Origin of the sequence: Stenotrophomonas sp. TWI377 (assembly GCF_039674525.1) — a bacterium.
GTDB lineage: Bacteria > Pseudomonadota > Gammaproteobacteria > Xanthomonadales > Xanthomonadaceae > Stenotrophomonas.
In genome coordinates, this window is the sequence record NZ_JBDJNT010000001.1 from 563,857 (window position 1) to 583,828 (window position 19,972).

At 66.0% G+C, this 19,972-nt stretch carries 20 protein-coding genes and 1 riboswitch; of the genes, 9 read left to right on the forward strand and 11 right to left on the reverse strand.

The genetic code is table 11. The features are described from left to right. The first annotated feature begins 41 nt into the window (after window positions 1-41). Both ABE546_RS02365 and ABE546_RS02370 read left to right on the forward strand, forming a co-directional pair. Window positions 42-956, forward strand: a complete 915-nt coding sequence (locus ABE546_RS02365; RefSeq protein ID WP_313212809.1) for a LysR family transcriptional regulator — start codon at window positions 42-44, stop codon at window positions 954-956. A gap of 45 nt (window positions 957-1,001) precedes the next feature. Further along, window positions 1,002-1,247, forward strand: coding sequence for a hypothetical protein (locus tag ABE546_RS02370; RefSeq protein WP_346462587.1), 246 nt, complete (start codon window positions 1,002-1,004; stop codon window positions 1,245-1,247). A gap of 160 nt (window positions 1,248-1,407) precedes the next feature. Here the strand turns inward: ABE546_RS02370 and ABE546_RS02375 are convergent, their stop codons facing one another. Then, on the reverse strand, window positions 1,408-1,785 hold the full coding sequence (locus ABE546_RS02375; RefSeq protein ID WP_346462588.1) for a hypothetical protein: 378 nt from the start codon (window positions 1,783-1,785) through the stop codon (window positions 1,408-1,410). A gap of 219 nt (window positions 1,786-2,004) precedes the next feature. On the opposite strand from ABE546_RS02375, the gene ABE546_RS02380 reads away from it, so the two are divergent. From ABE546_RS02380 to ABE546_RS02395, 4 genes are all read left to right on the forward strand, one after another. After that, window positions 2,005-3,246, forward strand: a complete 1,242-nt coding sequence (locus tag ABE546_RS02380) for a VCBS repeat-containing protein (RefSeq protein WP_313212806.1) — start codon at window positions 2,005-2,007, stop codon at window positions 3,244-3,246. Between the two features lie 75 nt (window positions 3,247-3,321). Continuing rightward, window positions 3,322-3,738: an H-NS family nucleoid-associated regulatory protein gene (locus tag ABE546_RS02385; protein WP_313212804.1), complete on the forward strand. Its 417-nt coding sequence runs from the start codon at window positions 3,322-3,324 to the stop codon at window positions 3,736-3,738. Between the two features lie 80 nt (window positions 3,739-3,818). Then, window positions 3,819-4,748, forward strand: a complete 930-nt coding sequence (locus ABE546_RS02390; RefSeq protein ID WP_346462590.1) for a hypothetical protein — start codon at window positions 3,819-3,821, stop codon at window positions 4,746-4,748. Between the two features lie 191 nt (window positions 4,749-4,939). Beyond that, complete coding sequence (locus ABE546_RS02395) at window positions 4,940-6,994, forward strand: TonB-dependent receptor (protein WP_346462592.1); 2,055 nt, start codon at window positions 4,940-4,942, stop codon at window positions 6,992-6,994. Between the two features lie 48 nt (window positions 6,995-7,042). Here ABE546_RS02395 and pnuC read toward each other — a convergent pair whose 3' ends face one another. From pnuC to ABE546_RS02420, 5 genes are all read right to left on the reverse strand, one after another. Further along, window positions 7,043-7,639, reverse strand: coding sequence for a nicotinamide riboside transporter PnuC (gene pnuC, locus ABE546_RS02400; protein WP_313211174.1), 597 nt, complete (start codon window positions 7,637-7,639; stop codon window positions 7,043-7,045). Beyond that, window positions 7,636-9,801 (reverse strand): TonB-dependent siderophore receptor, encoded by a 2,166-nt coding sequence (locus ABE546_RS02405; RefSeq protein ID WP_346462593.1) that lies wholly within the window; start codon window positions 9,799-9,801, stop codon window positions 7,636-7,638. The genes pnuC and ABE546_RS02405 overlap by 4 nt, the downstream gene beginning before the upstream one ends. 67 nt (window positions 9,802-9,868) lie before the next feature. Continuing rightward, a riboswitch (TPP riboswitch) is annotated at window positions 9,869-9,964 on the reverse strand. Between the two features lie 39 nt (window positions 9,965-10,003). Beyond that, entirely contained in the window at window positions 10,004-11,140 is a 1,137-nt protein-coding gene (locus tag ABE546_RS02410) for a phosphotransferase (protein ID WP_346462594.1), read from the reverse strand. A 103-nt stretch (window positions 11,141-11,243) separates the two neighbouring features. Continuing rightward, window positions 11,244-13,442 (reverse strand): hypothetical protein, encoded by a 2,199-nt coding sequence (locus tag ABE546_RS02415; protein WP_346462595.1) that lies wholly within the window; start codon window positions 13,440-13,442, stop codon window positions 11,244-11,246. Window positions 13,443-13,514: 72 nt separating this feature from the next. Next, entirely contained in the window at window positions 13,515-13,904 is a 390-nt protein-coding gene (locus ABE546_RS02420; protein WP_313211170.1) for a RidA family protein, read from the reverse strand. 140 nt (window positions 13,905-14,044) lie between these two features. Between ABE546_RS02420 and ABE546_RS02425 the strand changes: the two genes are divergently transcribed. After that, window positions 14,045-14,962, forward strand: coding sequence for a LysR family transcriptional regulator (locus ABE546_RS02425; protein WP_346462596.1), 918 nt, complete (start codon window positions 14,045-14,047; stop codon window positions 14,960-14,962). Window positions 14,963-14,997: 35 nt separating this feature from the next. Here the strand turns inward: ABE546_RS02425 and ABE546_RS02430 are convergent, their stop codons facing one another. Next, a complete protein-coding gene (locus ABE546_RS02430; protein WP_313211168.1) occupies window positions 14,998-15,375 on the reverse strand; it encodes a hypothetical protein in 378 nt (125 codons plus the stop codon). A 182-nt stretch (window positions 15,376-15,557) separates the two neighbouring features. On the opposite strand from ABE546_RS02430, the gene ABE546_RS02435 reads away from it, so the two are divergent. Then, the gene (locus ABE546_RS02435) at window positions 15,558-16,682 is read left to right on the forward strand and encodes a histidine kinase (RefSeq protein ID WP_346462598.1); all 1,125 of its coding nucleotides are present in this window, start codon (window positions 15,558-15,560) and stop codon (window positions 16,680-16,682) included. After that, window positions 16,679-17,455: a response regulator gene (locus ABE546_RS02440; protein ID WP_346462600.1), complete on the forward strand. Its 777-nt coding sequence runs from the start codon at window positions 16,679-16,681 to the stop codon at window positions 17,453-17,455. Before ABE546_RS02435 ends, ABE546_RS02440 begins: the two co-directional genes overlap by 4 nt. Before the next feature lie 6 nt (window positions 17,456-17,461). Here ABE546_RS02440 and map read toward each other — a convergent pair whose 3' ends face one another. The 4 genes from map to ABE546_RS02460 form a co-directional block, all read right to left on the reverse strand. Further along, entirely contained in the window at window positions 17,462-18,229 is a 768-nt protein-coding gene (map, locus tag ABE546_RS02445) for a type I methionyl aminopeptidase (protein ID WP_313211165.1), read from the reverse strand. Further along, window positions 18,226-18,438 (reverse strand): ParD-like family protein, encoded by a 213-nt coding sequence (locus ABE546_RS02450; protein WP_346462602.1) that lies wholly within the window; start codon window positions 18,436-18,438, stop codon window positions 18,226-18,228. The genes map and ABE546_RS02450 overlap by 4 nt, the downstream gene beginning before the upstream one ends. 76 nt (window positions 18,439-18,514) lie before the next feature. After that, window positions 18,515-18,946 carry a RidA family protein gene (locus ABE546_RS02455; protein WP_346462604.1) on the reverse strand — a complete coding sequence of 144 codons (432 nt, stop codon included), beginning with the start codon at window positions 18,944-18,946 and terminating at the stop codon, window positions 18,515-18,517. A 113-nt stretch (window positions 18,947-19,059) separates the two neighbouring features. Beyond that, on the reverse strand, window positions 19,060-19,962 hold the full coding sequence (locus tag ABE546_RS02460; RefSeq protein WP_313211162.1) for a cation diffusion facilitator family transporter: 903 nt from the start codon (window positions 19,960-19,962) through the stop codon (window positions 19,060-19,062). Window positions 19,963-19,972 lie beyond the last annotated feature (10 nt).

Sequence of the window (19,972 nt, forward strand, 5' to 3'; positions counted from 1 at the left end):
ATGCAGGATTGATATATGTTCATACCCTGAGCGGGATAATCATGCGCAGTACCCTCGACCTGAATACCGTCCGTGTCTACGTGGCCGTCGTAGACGAGCAGAGCTTTTCCGGCGCGGCGCGCCTGCTGGCCCTGCCATCGTCCAACGTCAGCCGTCACGTCGCCTCGCTGGAGCGCCGGTTGGGCGTTCGCTTGCTGGAACGCAGCACGCGCCATCTGCACATGACCGAAGCCGGAAGGCTGCTTTACGCGCGCGCCAAACCACTGCTCGACGCCTTGCTCTCCACGGAGGAGGAGCTTGGCGCAGTACAACGCGAATTGAGGGGGCCTCTGAGGATGTGCATGCCAAACGAAGCGCCAAGGCTGCTCGCTCCTATCCTCGCGGAATTCTGCAGTCTCCATCCCGGCATTGAACTGGAATGCGACACGCGCCTGACCGGCCTGGAAGTGCTGAGAGAAGACATGGACCTCTCCATCTTCTTCCACCGGGGGCCCCAAGATGACAGCGCGTTCATCACCCGCGAACTCGCAACATTGCCCAGTATCGTGGTCGCCGCGCCCGCTCTGCTGGCCAGAACCGGGATGCCGCGCCACGTGCGCGAACTGAAATCCTTGCCTTGCATCACCACCGCAAGCGCACTGAAGGGTCAGCCTTGGCAGTTTATCGACACCGCGGGCGACATCGTGAAGGTGCCTGTGCGCAGCCGTTATCGCGTCAACAGCGGCGAACTGGCCGTGGCGGGAGCACGTGAGGGCCTTGGCTTCGCAATTGTTGCGGCCTACCCCTGCCAGGATGATCTTGCCGTAGGCCGGTTGCAGGAAGTGCAGCTGGATCTACGCCCTGCGCCGCTGCAATTGCTTGGCGCCTACAGTCACCGTCATTCGGTGACTGCGCGGGTCCGGGCGTTGCTGGAGTTCATCCAGGCCCGGCTGCAAGGCGTCGGAGATAGTTCCTGACGCCTCTGGTCCTCGACCGCCGTCCGCTACATAGCGGTGCTGTTGTTGCAGGGTAGCCGCCTGTACACCCTGCCGCCGCTGTTTGCCACGTGTGCAGCCGTACGGGAAGCGCCCCATGACGGCTTCAGCCATCCGAGCAACACCTACCTCGGCGCTGACCACGAACACCGTCGGACCGGCCTGCAGGTGGACGCTGTGTTGTCCGATGGCAAGACACGCAGTTCGCGCTATTTGCTCCGCTTTGCCGATCAGGGCAATCCCTACCGCTTTGAGGCAACGCGCAGCGAATGACCGTCATGCCACTCACCGCATCACTGCGGTGCCGCTGGCGGCGGCGGGGAATCGGGTCCCCGGAGAGACCCTGTCGCCGGTGGCATAAGCGCGCGCTTTTACACGGAACGGGGGCATGCATCCGCGTCGGTGGCCGCGGCAGGAGTCCGTTCTTCCCCGATCAGCGCCAGCCGCGGTTGTGGTTACGGCGGTCATGGTCCCAGCGACGCTGGTCGTGACGGCGGTCGTGGCGGCTGGTGCGCTCGTAACGATGGTCGCGGTCATAGCGGCGATCGCGATCGTGGCGATAGTCGCGGTGGTCCCGGCGATCCTTGGTGGTCACATTGCCGATCGCACCGCCGGCCACTGCACCGCCTGCGGTCATCATCGGGTCGCCGTTGGACAGCACGTGCCCCGCGACGCCACCCACCACGGCACCCACCAGTGTGTTCTTGTCCTTGCGCGACAGCGCGGAGGCATCGCCTGCGGCGATGACGCCAGCGGTCAGAGCCAATGCCATGGCCAGGCCACGGAAGCTGAAAGCGGTTGAGGTGAGCATCGTTGGATCCTCCAAACGTATCGGTGTGGAATCGAATCTGGTGGCCGAAGATTGCCGGAACATTGCGCACCCGCGGATGAACCGACCCCTGTTCAGTTTGGCGAAAGTACAGCTTGGTGGGGCCATGCCCTCGCACCCAGCCGACGCCAGCGCCCCTACAGTGGCACGCGTGTCCCTCGCAACGGACGCACTCAACGACCGCTTCGGAGCCCGAGCCGCATGCACTCAACGATCCCCTCCCTCGCCCTCGCCGCTTCCCTGTTCGGCGTCTCCGTCACGGCGTGCGCTGCCCCGTCGCAACCGTCGCGCACCATTTTTACCGACGTCACCGCCACTCACGTTCCCACCGACGCGGAGCTCCATGCACTGGATGCGGCGTTGCTGGATGCCGATGGCGATGGCGATCTGGATGTCGCGGTGGCGGTGGAGAATGGTGCCAACCGGCTCTACCTCAACGATGGCACCGGCAAGCTCACACAGGCGCCCGATGCGTTCGGCACGATCACCGGCGACAACGAGCATGTACGCGTGGCCGATGTTGATGGTGACGGCCATATCGATGCGCTGTTCATCGCTGAAGACACCGAGCAGCACAACCTGTTCCTGGGTGACGGCCAGGGTGGATTCGTACGGGTCAGCGAGCGCCTTCCTGCGATGAGCCAGGCCAACGGCGTCGCCATCGGTGATGTCAACGGCGATGGCCTGCCCGACATCGTGGTGGGCAACACGACGGAGGGCAAAGCCGGTGTGGCGCAACCGTTCCTCTGGCTCAATGACCGCGCACGCCCGGGCTACTTCGTCGATGCCACCTCCACCCACCTGCCATCGATCAACGTGCAGGCACAGGGCATTACCCTGGCCGATCTGGATGGCGATGGCGATCTGGATATGGCCATCGCCAGCCAGGATCCCATCAACCGCCTGCTGATCAACGATGGCCGCGGCCGCTTCACCGATGCCACCGACCGCCTGGGAGCGCAGATTCCCACCGAGACGCGGGAAGTCCATGCGTTCGATGCGAACGGTGATGGGCGTCTGGACCTGGTCTTCTTCAACCTCACCAGCAACAACCAGGCCTGGGACAAGAATCCGCAGACGCGCCTGCTGATCAATCAAGGCGAGGCCCGTTTCAAGGATGACACCGCCGCACGTCTGCCCGCGCATCGTTTCTCCAGCTGGGGCGGGACGGTGGTGGATGTCAACGAGGATGGCCATCCGGACCTGGTGGTCAGCGCCATCGACGTGCCCGGCTTCGTGCCGCTGCAGGTTCGCGCCTGGCAGAACGATGGCAAGGGCAACTTCACCGACGTCACTGCCTCGGTGATTCCCGGCACCGCGGTCGGACGCAGCTGGAGCATGGCGCGCGGTGATCTGGATGGGGATGGCAAGCCCGATCTGTTCATTGGCGGGTGGCAGTCGCAGGCCCGCCTGCTGCTGACCGGCAACACGATCGACGAGTAGGCCTGCGCAAACCGATGGCTTCACGCTGGCATTTGCTATCGTGCCCTCCGTCCGTCCCTCCTTCTCAGGAATCCCATGCCCCGTAAGCCCTCCGCCGCCCCCTCCGCATCATCGATGAAGGCCAGCCTGGCAGCTGCGGTCGCGCGATCGGGAATGGATGAAAGCGCGCTGCTGCGGGCCGCCACGAAGGAGGCGTTCGAGCGCGCACTCGTGCTGCTCACGACCTCCTATGCCGATTTCAGCCCGGAACAGCAGCGCAGGATCCGGGCAGTCGTGGACAGCGCGGGGTCGGCCAGCCCCGCCCCGCGCGCCAAGCCGGCCAAGATTCCCCGCGAAGCACTGCCGCCGCGCTTCTGGCTGCCGCACAGCGGTGCCACCTGGTCCGGTCGCGGGCGCATCCCCGCTGCGTTCCTTGCGTGGGAGGGCACCGTGGCCCACACCGAATGGAAGAAGACGCACCCGGATCAGCGCTTCCCGTCCTACCCGGGCTGAGCAGGCGCTGCGGTTCGCGACGCAGGGCGATGGATCGAAACGACTATCATGGTCGCCATTGAACGAAGCAGTGGTTGCAGATGAGTCGCGGAATCAAGATGCGCAAGGCCGTGGGAACGCACGGCACCCTGCACCGGTTGGCCGACCTGCAGAAACGTCATGACGCGCAGCAGACCCTGCCCACGTTGCTCTGCGATGGCTGCAGCGTGCCGGTCCGATTCGTCCCGGCGCACGACAGAAGCGGTGCCGACGGTGCTCTTCCCGCCGCGGTTCCTGCGTACATCGCGTTGAACAAGGGCGCTGAGCATCTGCCAGGGTGCCGTTACAACGCTCCCTCACATCTGCAGACCCTGCTCGCCAGCGGAACCGATCCCGAGTTCCTGCCTGCGCTGGGCGATGGCCGGCATGAGCTGCGTTTGTTGATCCTCCAGCAGGCCCTGAAGCGGGGCAGCGCCGGGCCGACCCTTCTCCCGGCAGACGCGCCACTCGACGGTTACCTGCGCACCCTCACCGACCTGCTGATCCTGCAGGCGATGTGCGAGGACGACACGCTGCTGACCGCGCACCTGACCCTGCGCCTGGGCAAGAAGCGGGTCGACTGGGCGAATTTCCTTTACGGCCAGGACCGCTATGACGAAGCATGGGAACGGCTTGGCTCGGCATCCAGCGAGCTGCCGCTGGCCCTGCTCGGGACGGTGCGCTCACATCGCATGCCGCAGCCCGGTGACCCCCATGGCGTTACCTTCCTCAACTGTGCCCCGAAGTATCAGCAGACCGGCGTGACCGACCGCCGGGATTTCTACGAAGTCAGCGTCGGGCACACCGATGCGGCGTGGCTGAAGGCCTACCCGGTGGGCGCGGAGATCGTGATGTTCGGGCTGTGGCGCCAGGGAAGAAGCAGCACCACCTCCCGGCCGCACCCGACCGACCCGCGCCGGACCATCACCAGCATCACCCACAAGCTGGCATTGCGGCCCAGCCTTACCCGGCAGTTGAGTGTTGTGGAGTGAGCCGCGCGGCTGTGAAGGGTTTCTCGTGATCGACCCCGCACAGCGATAACGGCAGCCGTCGATATCGCTGTGTATCGCTACATTTCAAATGCGAATGGTTCGTGATACGATTGTTAAGATTACTTGAAACCCCCACACGGACGTCCCCAGCCATCGCCAGCGGGCTCCCATAGCCACGGAGTACTTTCGCGATGTCGCACCCCTCCCCTTCTTCCCGTCGTTCCGGCGCCACCCTCGCCGTCGCCATTGGTCTGGTACTGACCGCCCAGGCGCATGCCGACGCCGCTGCGGATGCCGCCGCCTCACCCCGCCAGATGGATACCGTGGTGGTCACCGCCACCGGCGCCCAGCAGTGGATCAAGGACGCCCCGGCCAGCATCAGCGTGATCACCCGCGAGGAGATCGAACGCAAGCCGGTCAGCAGCATCGGCCAGCTGCTGAGCACCGTGCCCGGCGTGACCGGCGGGTATGCACTGTCGGGTGCGCAGTCCAAGATCCGCCTGCGCGGCCTGCCCGAGCAGTACACCCTGATCCTCATCGACGGCCGCCGCCAGGGCAATTCCTCCGGCGTGAACTACCGCGATGACCTGGGTCCGCAGGACCTGAACTGGCTCTCGCCGGACATGATCGAGCGCATCGAGGTGGTCCGCGGGCCGATGTCCTCGTTGTACGGCTCGGATGCGATGGGCGGGGTGATCAACATCATCACCCGCAAGATCGCCAGCGAATGGGGCGGCTCGGTCACGCTCAACTACAGCAAGCCCGATTCCCCGACCCGCGGCGATACCACCCAGATGGGCGCGCTGTTCAGTGGTCCGCTGACCGAGAACCTGGGCCTGCGCGTCGGTGCCAATGTCACCAACCGCGAATCGGATACCGGCCGCCGGGAGACGCCCGGCAACAAGGCCGAGAACGCCAACGCCCTGCTCAACTGGCGCGTCAACGATGACCACACCGTGGGCGTTGAAGCCTCGCGTGGCGAGCAGCGCAACAGCGGTGCGGGCGCGGTCGGTGCGTGGGGTCTGTCCAAGCTGGTGCAGACCGGCTACGTGGTCATGCACGATGGTCGCTACGGCGACGCCGCCACGTCCAAGACGACGCTGGTACAGAACGATTACGAAGACAAGGGCAGCGCCGTCGGCAACCATTCCAAGGAGACGGTGTTCGATACCGCGTTCACCCGCAGCTTCCATTGGGGCGTCGAGCAGAGCTTGAATGTGGGTGGCCAGTGGAAGCGCGAAGAGCTGAAAAACGGCGACACCATCGGCACCGTGCCGGTCACCTGGACCGGTACCGGGCGGATCAGCCCGGTCAGTGAGGCCGACTCCTGGGCGCTGTTCGCCGAAGACCACATCACGCTGCACGAGCGCTTCATCCTCACCGTGGGCCTGCGCTGGGACAACACCGACAATTACGACGACAACCTGAGCCCGCGCGTCTACGGCGTCTGGCACCCGTCCGATGACTGGACTGTGCGCGGCGGTGTCTCGCAGGGCTTCCGCGCGCCCACCCTGAAGCAGGGCACCGCCGGCGCGGCGACCCAGTCCGGTGGCAACGGCTGCACCGCGTTGACCGTGGAAGGCTGGACCAACCGCTCGATCAGCGCCGACGGGACCACCGGCTGCTACATGGCCGGCAATCCGAACCTGGAGCCGGAAACCAGCACCAACTACGAGCTGGGCGTCGGCTACGACAAGAACGGCTGGTCGGCCTCGGCCACCTACTTCCTGACCGACTTCGATGACAAGATCCAGCAGGTCCCGCTGCGTGACATCCCCGGCCAGACGACCAGCTTCGTCAACGGTTTCTGGTGGACGGTCGCGCAGAACATCCAGAAGGCCCGCACCCGCGGCGTCGAAGCCAGCGTCACCGTGCCCCTGCATGAGCGACTGAACTGGATCACCAACGCCACGCGCATGCTGGAATCGAAGAACCGCACCACCGGCGCCAGCCTGCTGGTGGTGCCCAAGCTGACCGCCAATACCTCGCTGGACTGGCAGGTCACCGATGAATGGTCGCTCAACCTGAGCGCGCAGCACATCGGCGAACAGCTGGTGTCCTCCACCAGCGCCACGTTCGCCAAGGCGTATACCACCTGGGACCTGGTCACCGGCTACGACGTCAACGAGCACCTGACGGTGCGCGCGGGCGTGCTCAACCTCGGCGATGTCTCCACCATCGAGGAAGGCAACAACTACGACGGCGGTGCACGCACCTTCTTCGTGGGTGCCACGGCGCGGTTCTGACCGCGCCGGGTCGAGTGCAGACCTGACGTAACGACGGGCGGCGCGGACTTAACCGCGCCGCCCTTCTACGTTGTGAAGCAGCGCGTCGTTGCGCGCCACCGTCCATGCCCGCAACCCCATCACGGCCAGGCCGACGAACACCAGATACAGCACCGCGGTCACGTGCAGTGACTTGACCATGTACATGCCGACGTAGACCACGTCGACCAGGATCCACAGCCACCATGCGGCCGTGTGACGTCGCGCCTGCCACCACTGGGCGACCAGACTCAGCGCAGCCAGCATTGCATCCAGCCACGGCAACGCTGCATTGGTGAGGAAGTGCATCGCCGCGCCGAGCGCAATCCCGAAGGCGACGCCGATGCCGAGGTCACGCCACATGGCCACCCGCGCCAGCGGCACGATTGCGACCCGCCCATCGTCCTCGACCTGGCCACGCCAGCGCACCCAGCCGTAGACCAGGAAGCCGCCGAACACGATCTGCAGCAGCGTGTCCGAGTAGAGCCGGGCCTCGGCGAACACCAGCGCGTACAGGGCCACCGAGATCAGACCGACCGGCCAGGCAAGGGGCACCCGGCGCGTCATCAGCCACACGCCGAGCATGCTGACGCCGGCCGCCGACCATTCCAGGATCGCCGGGTTCATAGCGCGAACGTCACCGACAAACGGGCCTGACGCGGCGCGCCCGGGAACAGGTAGTAGTCACCCGAGCTGCTGCCGGTATCGCGCCAGTAGAAGCGGTTGAACAGGTTGTCCACCGAGAGGTTCCAGGTCACCGGATGCTCGCCCAGCTGATGTTTGAAGCGCAGGCCCGCGTCGAACACGCTGTAGGCCGGTGCGCTCACGCGACCATCGGCAGTGGCCACGTTGGAGGCCGCGTAACGCCAACCACCGGTCAGCCCCAGGCCGATCACGAACGGCAGCTGGTATTCCGCATGCACGGTCGCGCGCGTCTTGGGCACGTTGATCAGCTGGTGGCCTTCGTAATCCGGCGTGCCGGCATCGCGTGCACGGGCACGCAGGACGCTCGCACTGGCGGTCAGCGACAGGCGCTCGGTGAGCTGGCCCTGTGCGGTGAGCTCCAGCCCGGTATGGGTCTGCTGCCCTTCCTCGACGAAGGTGTAGCCGGCATCGCTGCCGTCCGGCTTGGCGTACTGGAACGGCTGCGAAGTGCGGAACAGAGCGGCACCCAACGTCAGCGCATCGCTGGTCACATACTTGACGCCCACTTCGGTCTGGCGCGACAGCACCGCAGGCAGGAACGTGCCTTCGTTGGAGGTCCAGAACGGCGCTTCCTGGCCGAGCGAAATGCCCCGCACGTAGCTGACATAGGCGTTGACCTCGTCGGTCGCCTTCCAGACCAGCGCGGTCTGCGGCAGGAAGCGCGACAGGCGGCTGTGCCGCTCCGGGTTGCCACGCTTGTCGTAGGCACGCTCGTCCAGGCGCACGAAACGCCCACCGGCCAGCCACTGCCAATCGCCGAAGCTCATCCGGTCCAGTGCGAAGACCGCCGTCTGCGCGCTGTCCAGACGCCGCGCGGACGGGCCCGGCATCAGCGGCGACGGGTCGAACTGCGGCACCTGTGCATCGTGGATGTTGGCAGTGCCCACGTATTCGTTGACGTTGCGGCGCTTGTCCACGGTGCGCTCGAAACGGTCCGCACCCACGCTCAACTCGTGCCGGATATCGCCGGTCGCGAAACTGCCGCGCAGCTCGCCACGGAATTCCAGGTTGCGGCGGGTATCGTCCGGGCTGCGGTAATCGTAGATGTCGTAATCGCCGTTGGGCGCGAAGTAGTTGCCCGGCACGCTGCCATCGGCGCATCCGGCGGCGTAGTAGCAGCCGTAGGCGAAGGCGACGTTGTCGTCGATCACCGAGCGGCTGTAGCTGGCCGACACCCGCGACTGCCAGCTCGGGCTGAAATCGTAGGTATGCAGCGCGGTCAGGTTGGTGCTGTCGATGCCGACCGGCCGCTGCCAGGTCTGGTACCCCAGCAGGTGCTTGCGGTCCACGCCGCGCGGCAGCCCGGTGGCGCCCAGCAGCTGATAGCCCGAGGCCGAGCGCTGCGCGCTGGTCTGGTAGTTGGCATCCACTTCCAGCTTGCCGCGTTCGCCGATCAGCCAGTCGGTGGCCAGTGAGTAGAAGTTGCGGCGGCCGTCGGCATGGTCGATATAGGAATCGCTGTCTTCCCAGGCAGCATTGAAGCGCACGCCGAAGCGCGGCGACAGCCAATGGCCGAGATCCACCGCGGTATAGCGCGAGCCTTCCGAATCGGTGCCGAGGGTGACGTTGCGGACCTCGGCCGGGCGCTTGCCCAGGTAATTGATGATCCCACCCGGCGCCATGACGCCCGCGGCGAGGCCGGCTTCGCCCTTGAGGATCTCCACCGACTGGATGTTCTCCAGCGCCAGGCGTTGCTCGCCGGTGATGGCCAAGCCATTGAAGCGATACCCGGTGCCGGTATCCAGCGGGAAACCGCGGATCGCGATGTTCTGGTAGTAACCGACCGGTGCATAGCTGTCGCCCAGCGAGGCATCGTTGCTGGCCAGCTCGGACAGCGTGCGCACCTGGCGGCTGTCCAGCAGGTCACGATCCAGCACGTTCACCGATGCAGGCGTGCTCTTCCAGTCACCCGCGCCGAAACTGCTGGTCTGCGTGGCGGTGGACGCCGGCTGATGCGCCTGCACGCGCACGGCGGCAAGCTCGGTCGGCGAGCGCTCGGGCGCGTCCGCGAGATCGTTGGCATGAAGAGGCAGCGCGGCACAGAGGGCGGCGGACAACAGCGTGGGGCGGAAGCAACGGTTCATTCGATTCGTCATCAGCTGGGGGAGACGAAGCGAAGGCGAGCACGCGCACCGACCCATCACGGCGGTATGCCTGCTGCTCAAAGCTCCCTACGCCGGTGCAAACCGGATCAGGTTCCAAGGGACTCTCTCAGCCTGGTTTCGCCAGGCACCCCCGCTTCTGTGACTATTTCACTACAAACCGTACGGATTTGCGAGCCTGCGCTCAGGCGGCGGCGTGCAGCGCCTTCAGCAGGCCCTGCCCTGCCAGGCTGCTGAACCAGTCAGCATGCCCCAGCAGGAAGGTGTGGTAGGCCACGTCGGCATTGGCCGGCGAGTGGGTCACGGCCTCGAAGTACTCGACTTCAGAGAGTGCGAAATCCAGCTGCACGATCGGCAGCAGATCGGCCAGCAGGTGGACGCGCTCGGCAGACAGCGGCACGATCGCGCGGTAGCCGGCCAGCAGCGCCAGCGCGATATCCACGCGCACCGCCGCCTCGCCGCTTTCCAGCGCCAGCCAGGCAATCGCGTTGCGTTCGATGGCGGTGGCCAGATCGAACAAGGCACTGGTCGGTGAGGCCAACCCAAGATCGAGCACGGTATCGACCACGGTGGACCTGCCGTCCAGCCGCCATAGCAGATTGGACACGTGCCAGTCGTTGTGCGCCCACAGGCGCGGTTCGGCCTGCAGCCGCTCGGCCAGGCCGTCATGCCATGGCAGCACCGCCCGCTGCAGATCGGCCTGCCAGTCCTGCCGCGCAAGATAGGCCGCCAACCCGGGGCGATCGTCCAGCCCGGCCTGCAGGGCGGCGATGGGATCAGCGGCACGGATCAGGTCATCGCGGGCAACCAGCAGATGAGTGCTGCGCTGGGGCGCGTGGTAGCTGGCCGATGCCAGATGCAGTCTGGCCAGCATCCGCCCCGCTTCGTGCGCCTGCGCGGTATCGGTCAACAGCGTCCAGGAGGGCGCATCGCGATACAGATCCTGGCCATGGCCCACGCCATGCAGTTCGTAGGTCCACCCTTCGTGCTCCACCGCAGTGGCGCCATCGCGGTCACGCAGTACCTCGACGACGGGCACGCCGTGATCGGCCAGGTGCCGGATGAAACGATGCTCTTCGCCCAGGCCAGCCGCGGTGCGGACGCTGCCATGGTGGCGCTTGACGAACACCCGGCCCGTGTCGCTCTCGACAATGGCCGCGGCGGACATCGGTCGCGGGCTGTGCCACAGCAGCCGGCACGCGCCCGCCAGCGGCGCGAAGCGCTCACTGAGCCAGGTGATCTCGCGGTCGGTGATGGCGGGCCAGTCGGCGGCCACCTCATCGTTGTTGAGGCCTTGGACGCGGTGGGTGCTGTTGCTCATGGGATGACGGGTCGATGACGGCGAAAAGGCACGCTGTCACCAGACAGTGGGCGCGGCGAGGATACCAAGCCACGCCCGGCCAGGGGGGAACAGATGCGTCCGGTCAGCGCGTGCCGTCACCCGGCTTCGTTGCGGCGGGCTTGGCCGGCAGCAGCCGCGGCTGCTCCGCATACCAGTCGCGGGCCCCGGCAAGGTGCCACTTGCGCTGCTCGCCCTGCAGCTCGATGCCGGCCCCCAGCACGCCCCAGCGCAGGTAGAGATCGCCACGGCGCTTGCCATGACTCAGATCCAGCCGCGCCTGCAGGGACAGTCGCTCGTTCTCGGCCTGCAGATCCTCCACGATCAGCTCGCCACTTCGCCAGCGCAGCTGCCCACTGGCCTGCACCTCTCCGGAATCCAGCATCCCGAGCACCCAGCGCGGGTATTCGCTGCGCTGGGCGAACACGCCGAGCAACGGCCCGGCATCGCGCAGGCGCAGGTCGGCCAGGCCATCCACCTGGAACGGCGCGGCCGCATCGATGTGGCCACTGCGGATCGCCACCTTGCCCCACCAACGCCCGTCACTCTTTTCATCACCTACGTGGATGTTGCGCAGGTCCACCGTGGTGCCACCGAGATCAAACTGGCGGCTGTCGAAATCCGCACGCTGCAGACGCGCCTGCAGCTGCGCATCGCCGCGCATCGCGATGCCGGCCACACTGAGCCGGGCGCCGGTGCCACGAAGATCGGCACTGCCCTTGCCTACCCGACCGGAGGCATCCAGCGACACATCACCGCTGAGCAGACCGGTACCGCCGAGCAGGCGCACGTTGTCGTTGCCCAGATAACGGTTGTAGGCGGTGAGGTCGGGCACCCGCGCATCGGTGAAGCGCAGCTGGGCGCGCATGCCGTCGCTCAACTGCTTCAACCGCGCATCCCCGCGCAGGGTCAGCGCCAGTTGGCGGCCATCGAACAACACCGCCTTCGGCGCGTTGGTTGGCGCAGCCTGGAAGCGCGGGATCTGTACCTTCAGCTCGGCCTGCGGTGGTTCGCCCTCCACGATCCGACCCTGTGCGTGGGCGTCGCCGCGCATCCGGACCCCTGCAACCTCGGCTACGGCGGCCACCTGCGGGATATCCACCGTACTGCCCGGCGCCAGTTGACCGTCGGCGATGATGACGTCTGCCTTGAGCAGCCCACCGCCGTCGAGGTGGAACCAGGGTTTCTTCACGAACAGATCGCTGATCCAGTTGAGCGACTGGAACTGCCAGGCGCCCTGCACCTTGCCAGACAGCCGCGGAAGCAGCTCGGCCGGCGCCTGGAACGGAATCTTCCGGCCGGTCACGCGCAGATCGGCATTGAGTTCGCTACCCGTTTCCGGGTCACGCGGGAGCCGGGCCTGGACACGCATGTCCTGCGCCACGTCCAATTGCAGGGACAGCAGGCCGCGGTCATCGGCGTTCACGCCCGCGTGCAGGGGAAGCCGCCAGACCAGCCGGCTGCCCGGTCGCAGGGCGCCCTCTTCCAGCGTTACGTCCGCGGTGAGGCGTGCATTGGAGACCGCACTACCCACCTTGACATGTGGGCCGCCGGTATCGATGCGCAGGCCCTGGCTGCGCGCATCGATCTGCAGCTGCGCCCAGGTGATGCCGAGTTTCTGCAACCCCGGCGCGTCATCACGATAGTGCCGCGGGAAGTGGAAGCGCGCGGCGATTTGGGCATCGTCCAGCACGTTGACACCGTCGAAGCTGACCTGGGCATCATCGAAGCCCGCCGTGGAATCGAACAGCTCCGACGGGCCGCCCTTGAGCTGCTTGAGGAAACCGACGTTACCGCGCCCCTGGCCCACGATCAGCAGCTTGCCGAAGCGCCCGCTACGGATGGTGTCGCTGTGGATCGCATCGAACCGCAGCGTCCAGCCACGGTCACCGCGCGGGGGCGGTGGGATCGCCTTTTCGACCCGCTCGACCTCGGCTTCCACCCCTGTGGCATCAATGCGCGGAATGCGCACTTCCCTGCGCAACAGTGCCGGCAGATCGATCCAGGCACTCGCGCGGTCGGCACGGAACACATACTGCGTTCGATTGGCCTGGCCGCGCATGCGGATGTTCCAGACCACGGCCTGCCCAGGCATCAGGGTCAGTGCCGGCCCGGTCTGCATGGTGAATTTTTCAGGTTTGCGGTTGGTCACCGCATCGAACAGCGGCGTATTGAGGAATACATTGCCCGCCAGCAGGTACAGCGCATACAGCGCCAGCAGCGAGAGCAACGCCACGCGCCACGGCCGGGGCCAGCGCCGCACGCGCTCGGGAATCAGGGGCATGTGGGTCCGCAACAGGAAGCAGGATGACGGCCCACTATCGGCAAGGTGCAGCCGTCACGGCGTGAAGGCGTGCTACGGCAGCTTGGCGATCACCTTGATCTCCACGTCGAATCCATACAGCCAGGTCACGCCGATACCGGTGAGCGTGGGATACGGCGCCTCACCCCAGTACTCCGGAACGACGGCCCACACCCGCTCGAATATCTGCTCGGGATTGACCAGGAACACGGTCACGTCCACGACATCATCGAACGTGCAGCCGGCCGCGCCGAGCACCGCACTGAGGTTGTCGAATGCACGCCGCACCTGCGCCTCCAGCTCAGGTTCGGGCGAGCCATCTTCGCGGCTGCCGACCTGGCCGGACACGAACAGGAAGCCATTGGACCGCACTGCCGGCGAGTAGCGGTTGCGCTCGTACAGGGCCTGGCGGCCCGGCGGAAAAACGACGTCACGTGTTGCCATGAACCACCTCTGCCTTGGGCCGATACCGGCCCATCACGAATGAAGGGCCACAGTAGACCGCCATGCGCACCGGATAAACGCGGCCTGCTGTCCCACATTGTTTGTAGAATCCAAACAATCATCCTCCCCGTGGAAGGCAGATGGACCGGTTCGATGCAATGCAGGCCTTCGCCCGGGTGGTGGACACGGGCAGCTTCACCAAGGCGGCCCAGACGCTGCACATGAGCCGCACCACAGTCACCCAACTGGTGCAGCAGCTGGAAGCGCGGCTGCGGGTGCGCCTGCTCAACAGAACCACCCGGCAGGTGAATGTCACTGCCGATGGGGCGGCCTACTACGCGCGCGTGATCCGGCTGCTGGCCGATATCGATGATGCAGAAACCAGTCTGTCCAGTGCGGCGTCAGCCCCGCGCGGGCGGCTGCGGGTGGATGTGCCTGCCCCGTTTGCGCGGCTGGTGCTGGTCCCTGCGCTGCGCGACTTCCTGGCCCGCTATCCGGAGATCCAGCTCGATCTGGGCGTCAGCGATCGCCACGTCGACCTGATCGACGAGAATGTGGACTGCGTGATCCGGGGTGGACAGATCACGGATCAATCGCTGGTCGCCCGCCATATCGGCGATCTGCCGGCGGCCATCCACGCCTCGCCGGCCTACCTGCAGCAGGCAGGCCTACCCGCCCATCCGCAGGACCTGGAGCAGGCCCCGCATCGCGTGGTCGGCTACCTTCGCTCGCGCAGTGGCACGGTACTGCCCTACACCCTGCAACGTGGCGACGAACAGGTCACCGTGAGGGGACGCCAGCTGCTTGCGGTCGATGATGGCAACGCGTACCTCGCCGCAGGCGTGGCGGGCCTGGGCGCGCTATGGCTTCCCGACTACATGGCCGCCCCGCATGTAGCCGCCGGTGAATTGGTCCGGCTGTTCCCTGGGTGGCACATCGATGCGATGCCGCTCTATCTCGCGTTCCCGCCAAACCGGCATGTCAGCGCCAAGCTGCGGGTATTCATCGACTGGGTCGCGAGGCTGGTGGCGCAGCACATGCCACCTACGGGTCCTTAAGCGCGGACGGCGGACCGCACTCGCCGCGACCCCTGCTATCGGCCACGCGTTGGCGTCCGTGGTTCCAGCGCGACCGCACGATCACCGGGTGTCTTCTTCAGCGGTGCGATGACCAGTGTGTCGCCCCTGCAGACATCCACATCGCGGTAGACCACCCGTCGTCCGTTGCGGAACGCGACACGAAGATCGAACCGGCAGCCTTCGTCGGCCAGGCGGACCATGGCGCTGCCGCCGCCACCCGCCAGGACATCGATCGACCGGGGCGAGAACGCTTCCGAGCCTGCAGGCGCGACGTCGAGAGTCACCACGCTGTCGTGCGCCCGGTTGAGCAGGCCCAGGTAACGCGCCTCTGCGCCGTGGGCGGTACCGGCGCACATCAACGAGGCGAGCAGGAGGGGTCGGATCAGGATCATGGTGGTGCTCCAGGCGGTGATGGACGCCCGCATCACGCGCCTGCTGGCTGGATCCGCCAACCGATCCGGGACGAATCGTCGCCACGACGTGGCCAATCGTAATGGGCCGTCATGGCGCTTCCCGCGCTCCCCCCGCCTGCCTAAGATGAGCGTCGCCAGAGATGCCTGGCCCGGAATCGACCATGTACATCCGCCTCGGCAGCACCCGGATCCGCCTGTCCCGCTATATCGCCCTGTGGACGACGGTGGCCCTGGTGTTTGCGCTCCAGACCTCGATCAACGCCGGCCTGCCGAACAGTCGATGGCCCCTCTGGGACCTCATGCGCTGGTCGCTGATCCAGTGGTACACGTGGGCCGCGCTGGCCCCCACCGTCTTCCGCCTCGCCGAACGCTTCCCGGTGCGCGGCGCCGGGCGCCTGCATGGGCTCGGTGCCCAGGTGGTGGCCAGCCTGTGCATGACGTTCATTGCGATGATCGTGGGTGCGATGGTTTCCACCCTGTTCGAGCCCAGCGGTTTCTTTCAGCAGCTGGGCTACTTCCTGGAGCAGCACTTCGCCATCGGACTGCTGACCTACTGGACGCTGTTCGCCATCCAGCAGGCGATCCATTTCCACGCTGAGAAAGCCCGGCGCGAACTGGAAGCCAGCCAGTTGGCCACCGAACTGGCGCAGTCGCGGTTGCTCTCGCTCAAATCCCAGCTGCAGCCGCATTTCCTGTTCAACACCCTGCACGCGATCATTACCCTGCTCGACGAGGACAAGGTCTCGGCCGAGGACATGCTGCTGCGCCTGAGCGATCTGCTGCGTGCCTTCCTGGAAGACTATGACGGCCAGGAGATCCGCCTGCGCCAGGAGCTGGACCTGATCGAGCTGTACCTGGGCATCCAGCGCATCCGCTTCAAGGATCGGCTGACCACCCGCACGTATATCGCCCCGGACACGCTGGACTGCGCGGTGCCCAGCCTGATCCTGCAGCCGCTGGTGGAAAATGCCCTGCGTCATGGCATCGGCCAACGCCTGGGCAGCGACACCATCGAGATCGAGGCCCGCCGCGACGGTGACGCACTGTGCATCGAGGTACGCAATCGCAACAGCACGCTGACGGCCGAGCCAACCGCAGCGGCCGGGCACGGGATCGGCATGTCCAATACCCGTCTGCGCCTGAAGGAACTCTACGGCGAGGCGGCCGAGGTGAGGCTGGACATGATGTGGCCGGAGGGGGTGGTGTGCCGCATCCGCGTGCCATTCCGGGAACTGGAGAGCGCCGAGGATGCACCCGAGTTCTTCCCGGGCAGTGCACCGGCATGAGCCTCACCGTGCTCGTGGTGGATGATGAGCCGATCGCGCGGCATGCGGTTATCCGGTTGCTGCGCGATGATCCGGATGTCGAGATCCTCGGCGAATGCGGCGATGGCGTATCGGCGGTCAATGCCATCCGCAACCAGTCGCCGGACCTGGTGTGCCTGGACATCCAGATGCCGGCGATCACCGGCATGGACGTGGTCGCCACCATCGGCGCGGAGCGGATGCCGGCCACGGTGTTCGTCACCGCCTACGAGCAGTACGCGGTAAAGGCCTTCGAAGCCAATGCCGTGGACTACCTGGTCAAACCGTTCAGCCGGGAGCGCTTTGCCGCCACGCTGCAGCGGGCGAAGGCGCGGCTGTCGGCGGCCAGCGGCGTGGGCTCACAGGCCTCGATGCAGATCCTGCAGGCGCTGGATGCACTGCGGCAGCGGGACGACTACCTCCAGCGCATCCCGGTGCGCGTGGACGAGCATGTGGTGCTGGTGGCGGTGGATGACATCGTCTGGATCAAGGCCGCGCGCAACACGGTCGAGATCCACCTGGTCGACCGCGTGCACGAGCTTCGCGAGACCATGGCCACCCTCGCCGCCCGCCTGGACCCGCGGCATTTCGCGCGCGTGCACCGCTCGGCGATCGTCAATGTGCGCCGGGTCAAAGCGATCCACCCGTGGTTCAACGGCCACCACGTGGTGACCATGGATACCGGCCAGCAGCTGCGCATGAGCCGGTATCAGAACGAGGCGTTTCTCAAGCTGGTGGCCACACGTAGCGAATGAGGCGGTTCAGTCGGGCAGACGCTCGCCCGTGCGCAGGGTCAAGACCTCAACGCCATCGGCAGTCACCAGCACCGTGTGCTCGGCCTGCGCCGAGAGCTTTCCATCACGGGTGGTGACGGTCCAACCGTCGTCGCTCATGTCGATGGCCGCGCGACCCTGGTTGATCATCGGCTCGATGGTGAAGGTCATGCCTTCCTCCAGTTCCAGCCCATCACCGCGACGGCCGTAATGCAGCACCTGCGGCTCTTCGTGCATCTCCTGGCCGATGCCGTGGCCGCAGAACTCCCGCACCACGCTGTAGCCGTGCGCCTTGGCATGCTGCTGGATCGCGAAACCGATGTCACCCAGCGTCGCCCCCGGGCGCACCACCCCGATCCCCTTCCACATCGCCTCGCGGGTCACCCGCACCAACCGTTTGGCCGCGTAGTCCACCTCGCCGATCAGATAGGTCTTGCTGGAATCGGCGATGTAGCCGCCTTTCTCCAGAGTGATGTCCAGATTGACGATGCTGCCGCTGCGCAGGATGTCATCCGACGATGGCACGCCATGGCAGACCACGTTGTCGATGGAGGAATTGAGCACGTAAGCGAAGCCATACTGGCCTTTGCTCGCCGGACGGGCGTGCAGTTCATCGATGATGAAACGTTCCACCCAGTCGTTCACCTGCAGCGTGCTCATGCCCTCAAGCGGCAGCTGGTCCAAGGCTTCGAACACCTGGGCCAGCAGGCGCCCCGATGCGCGCATCAGTGCCTGTTCTTCCGCGGTCTTGATCATGCTTCGGCCACCCGCAACGCGCCAGGCTCGACGCCCGCGGCCCGCAGCTCACGGTTGACGATATCCTGGTAGGTCGAGCCGGGATTCATCTCGCACAGCATGCCGATCTTGATCCAGAAGCCCGCCTGGGCATTGATCGAACGGCCGGAGACGCCGCTGGCGCGGCGCAGGTTGTCGTGCAGTTCGTCGTCGATGTTGACGATGCCCATGGGCAGCCCTCTGAATGTTGATATACGCATCATATATGTTTCATATATTGATGTGTGGGGCGTTCGCCCAAGGTGTTCAGGCGGTGTAAGCCGTTGCCTCGATCTCGAACAGCATGCCGTCCAACGCCAGGCGCGGCACCGGGATCAGCGTGCAGGTCGGCGCACGACCCAAGGGCCAGCGGCGACCGATCTGATCGGACAGGATGCCGAGCCGATCCTGATCGTGATCCACCACCAGTACGGTCAGCTTGGCCACGTCGGCCAGGGTTGCACCGGCCGAGGCCAACGCCAGGCTCAGGTTGTCCAGCGCCTGGGCAACCTGCGCCTCGAAGCTCGGCGACAGAGCGCCATCGGCGGTTTCCCCGCCCTGCCCGGCGATGTGGATCACGCGTGCCGGCAGCCGGACCACCGCCACGTGGGAATAGCCGTTCCCGGTCGGGTCGTACAGGCCGGACGGATTGATGAAGCCGAACAGGCCGGCGGGCGAAACAGGAGCATCGATCAACATGGGTCAGGCGTCTTCAGGGGGTGGGCGCGCAGTGTCCGGCCTCAACTGCGGTTGAGGTCAACGCAGTGCCTTGGAATGCTGCGGTGCAGACATCAAGGTTCCGCCTGCGCGCCTCAGGTCCAGGCCGGATCGGCCGTGAAATCAATCGTCAGCCAGAACTCACTGCCGCGCGCATCCAGTCGCTCGGCGATCTCATCACGCAGCCGGTCCACGTTCCCGATGGTGCCGATGACCGTGTCCGGGTGGGTCAGGATGTGGATTTCGACGAAGCGCATGCGGCCCATCTTGGCCACGTGGCTGGTGAAATCCAGATAGCCGTGCTCGACGACGAAGTCCTTCATCACCGCCTGCACGCGCGCATCCAGCGTATCCGGCGCCACCTGCAGCACTTCGCGCATGGCCTTCCAGGCGCTGCGCAGCGGTACCGGCAACACCGCGACACTGATCGCGGCCAGCACCAGCGGATCCAGATAGGGAATCCAGTGGGCATGCGCGCCACCGCGCAGCAGCAAGGCGATCGCGAAGGCCAGCACCACGGCCAGGCTCATCAACCCGCTGAGCAGCCAGGCGCGTACGTCCAGCCACAGCAGGGCCGAATGCAGCTGCATCGCACGGGTACGCACGAACGCCGCCATGGCCAGGTTGCTCACGCACAGGACGGCGGCCCACAGCAGCGCAGGCCCCGCCTTGACCTCATGACCCCCGGTGGTCAGCCCGATCACCGAGTTGGCCAACGCATAGATGCAGGCCAGCGACAGGATCGCCCCGCCAAGGGCCTCCACCATCGGCTCCAGGTGCCAGTACCCATACTGGAAGCGCGGGCTTTCTTCCCGCGCCACCAGCCGCAGCACCGACAATGCCACCAGGGTCAGCGCCACATCCACCAGGCTGTAGACGCCGTCGAACAGGATGGCCTGCGAGCCTACCAGCAGGCCACCGACGAAGCCGATGGCGCTGACCGCCATCGTCACCCCGATGGAAAACGTGAGGACCCGCTGCTCGCGTGCTGTATCCATCGCTGGCCGA

What these genes read in the sequence shown, in the direction of transcription:
- ABE546_RS02365 (WP_313212809.1), top strand. Translation starts at nt 42, where the DNA reads ATGCGCAGTACCCTCGACCTGAATACCGTCCGTGTCTACGTGGCCGTC.
- ABE546_RS02375 (WP_346462588.1), bottom strand. Translation starts at nt 1,785, where the DNA reads ATGCTCACCTCAACCGCTTTCAGCTTCCGTGGCCTGGCCATGGCATTG.
- ABE546_RS02380 (WP_313212806.1), top strand. Translation starts at nt 2,005, where the DNA reads ATGCACTCAACGATCCCCTCCCTCGCCCTCGCCGCTTCCCTGTTCGGC.
- ABE546_RS02385 (WP_313212804.1), top strand. Translation starts at nt 3,322, where the DNA reads ATGCCCCGTAAGCCCTCCGCCGCCCCCTCCGCATCATCGATGAAGGCC.
- ABE546_RS02390 (WP_346462590.1), top strand. Translation starts at nt 3,819, where the DNA reads ATGAGTCGCGGAATCAAGATGCGCAAGGCCGTGGGAACGCACGGCACC.
- ABE546_RS02395 (WP_346462592.1), top strand. Translation starts at nt 4,940, where the DNA reads ATGTCGCACCCCTCCCCTTCTTCCCGTCGTTCCGGCGCCACCCTCGCC.
- pnuC (WP_313211174.1), bottom strand. Translation starts at nt 7,639, where the DNA reads ATGAACCCGGCGATCCTGGAATGGTCGGCGGCCGGCGTCAGCATGCTC.
- ABE546_RS02405 (WP_346462593.1), bottom strand. Translation starts at nt 9,801, where the DNA reads ATGAACCGTTGCTTCCGCCCCACGCTGTTGTCCGCCGCCCTCTGTGCC.
- ABE546_RS02410 (WP_346462594.1), bottom strand. Translation starts at nt 11,140, where the DNA reads ATGAGCAACAGCACCCACCGCGTCCAAGGCCTCAACAACGATGAGGTG.
- ABE546_RS02415 (WP_346462595.1), bottom strand. Translation starts at nt 13,442, where the DNA reads ATGCCCCTGATTCCCGAGCGCGTGCGGCGCTGGCCCCGGCCGTGGCGC.
- ABE546_RS02420 (WP_313211170.1), bottom strand. Translation starts at nt 13,904, where the DNA reads ATGGCAACACGTGACGTCGTTTTTCCGCCGGGCCGCCAGGCCCTGTAC.
- ABE546_RS02425 (WP_346462596.1), top strand. Translation starts at nt 14,045, where the DNA reads ATGGACCGGTTCGATGCAATGCAGGCCTTCGCCCGGGTGGTGGACACG.
- ABE546_RS02430 (WP_313211168.1), bottom strand. Translation starts at nt 15,375, where the DNA reads ATGATCCTGATCCGACCCCTCCTGCTCGCCTCGTTGATGTGCGCCGGT.
- ABE546_RS02435 (WP_346462598.1), top strand. Translation starts at nt 15,558, where the DNA reads ATGTACATCCGCCTCGGCAGCACCCGGATCCGCCTGTCCCGCTATATC.
- ABE546_RS02440 (WP_346462600.1), top strand. Translation starts at nt 16,679, where the DNA reads ATGAGCCTCACCGTGCTCGTGGTGGATGATGAGCCGATCGCGCGGCAT.
- map (WP_313211165.1), bottom strand. Translation starts at nt 18,229, where the DNA reads ATGATCAAGACCGCGGAAGAACAGGCACTGATGCGCGCATCGGGGCGC.
- ABE546_RS02450 (WP_346462602.1), bottom strand. Translation starts at nt 18,438, where the DNA reads ATGGGCATCGTCAACATCGACGACGAACTGCACGACAACCTGCGCCGC.
- ABE546_RS02455 (WP_346462604.1), bottom strand. Translation starts at nt 18,946, where the DNA reads ATGTTGATCGATGCTCCTGTTTCGCCCGCCGGCCTGTTCGGCTTCATC.
- ABE546_RS02460 (WP_313211162.1), bottom strand. Translation starts at nt 19,962, where the DNA reads ATGGATACAGCACGCGAGCAGCGGGTCCTCACGTTTTCCATCGGGGTG.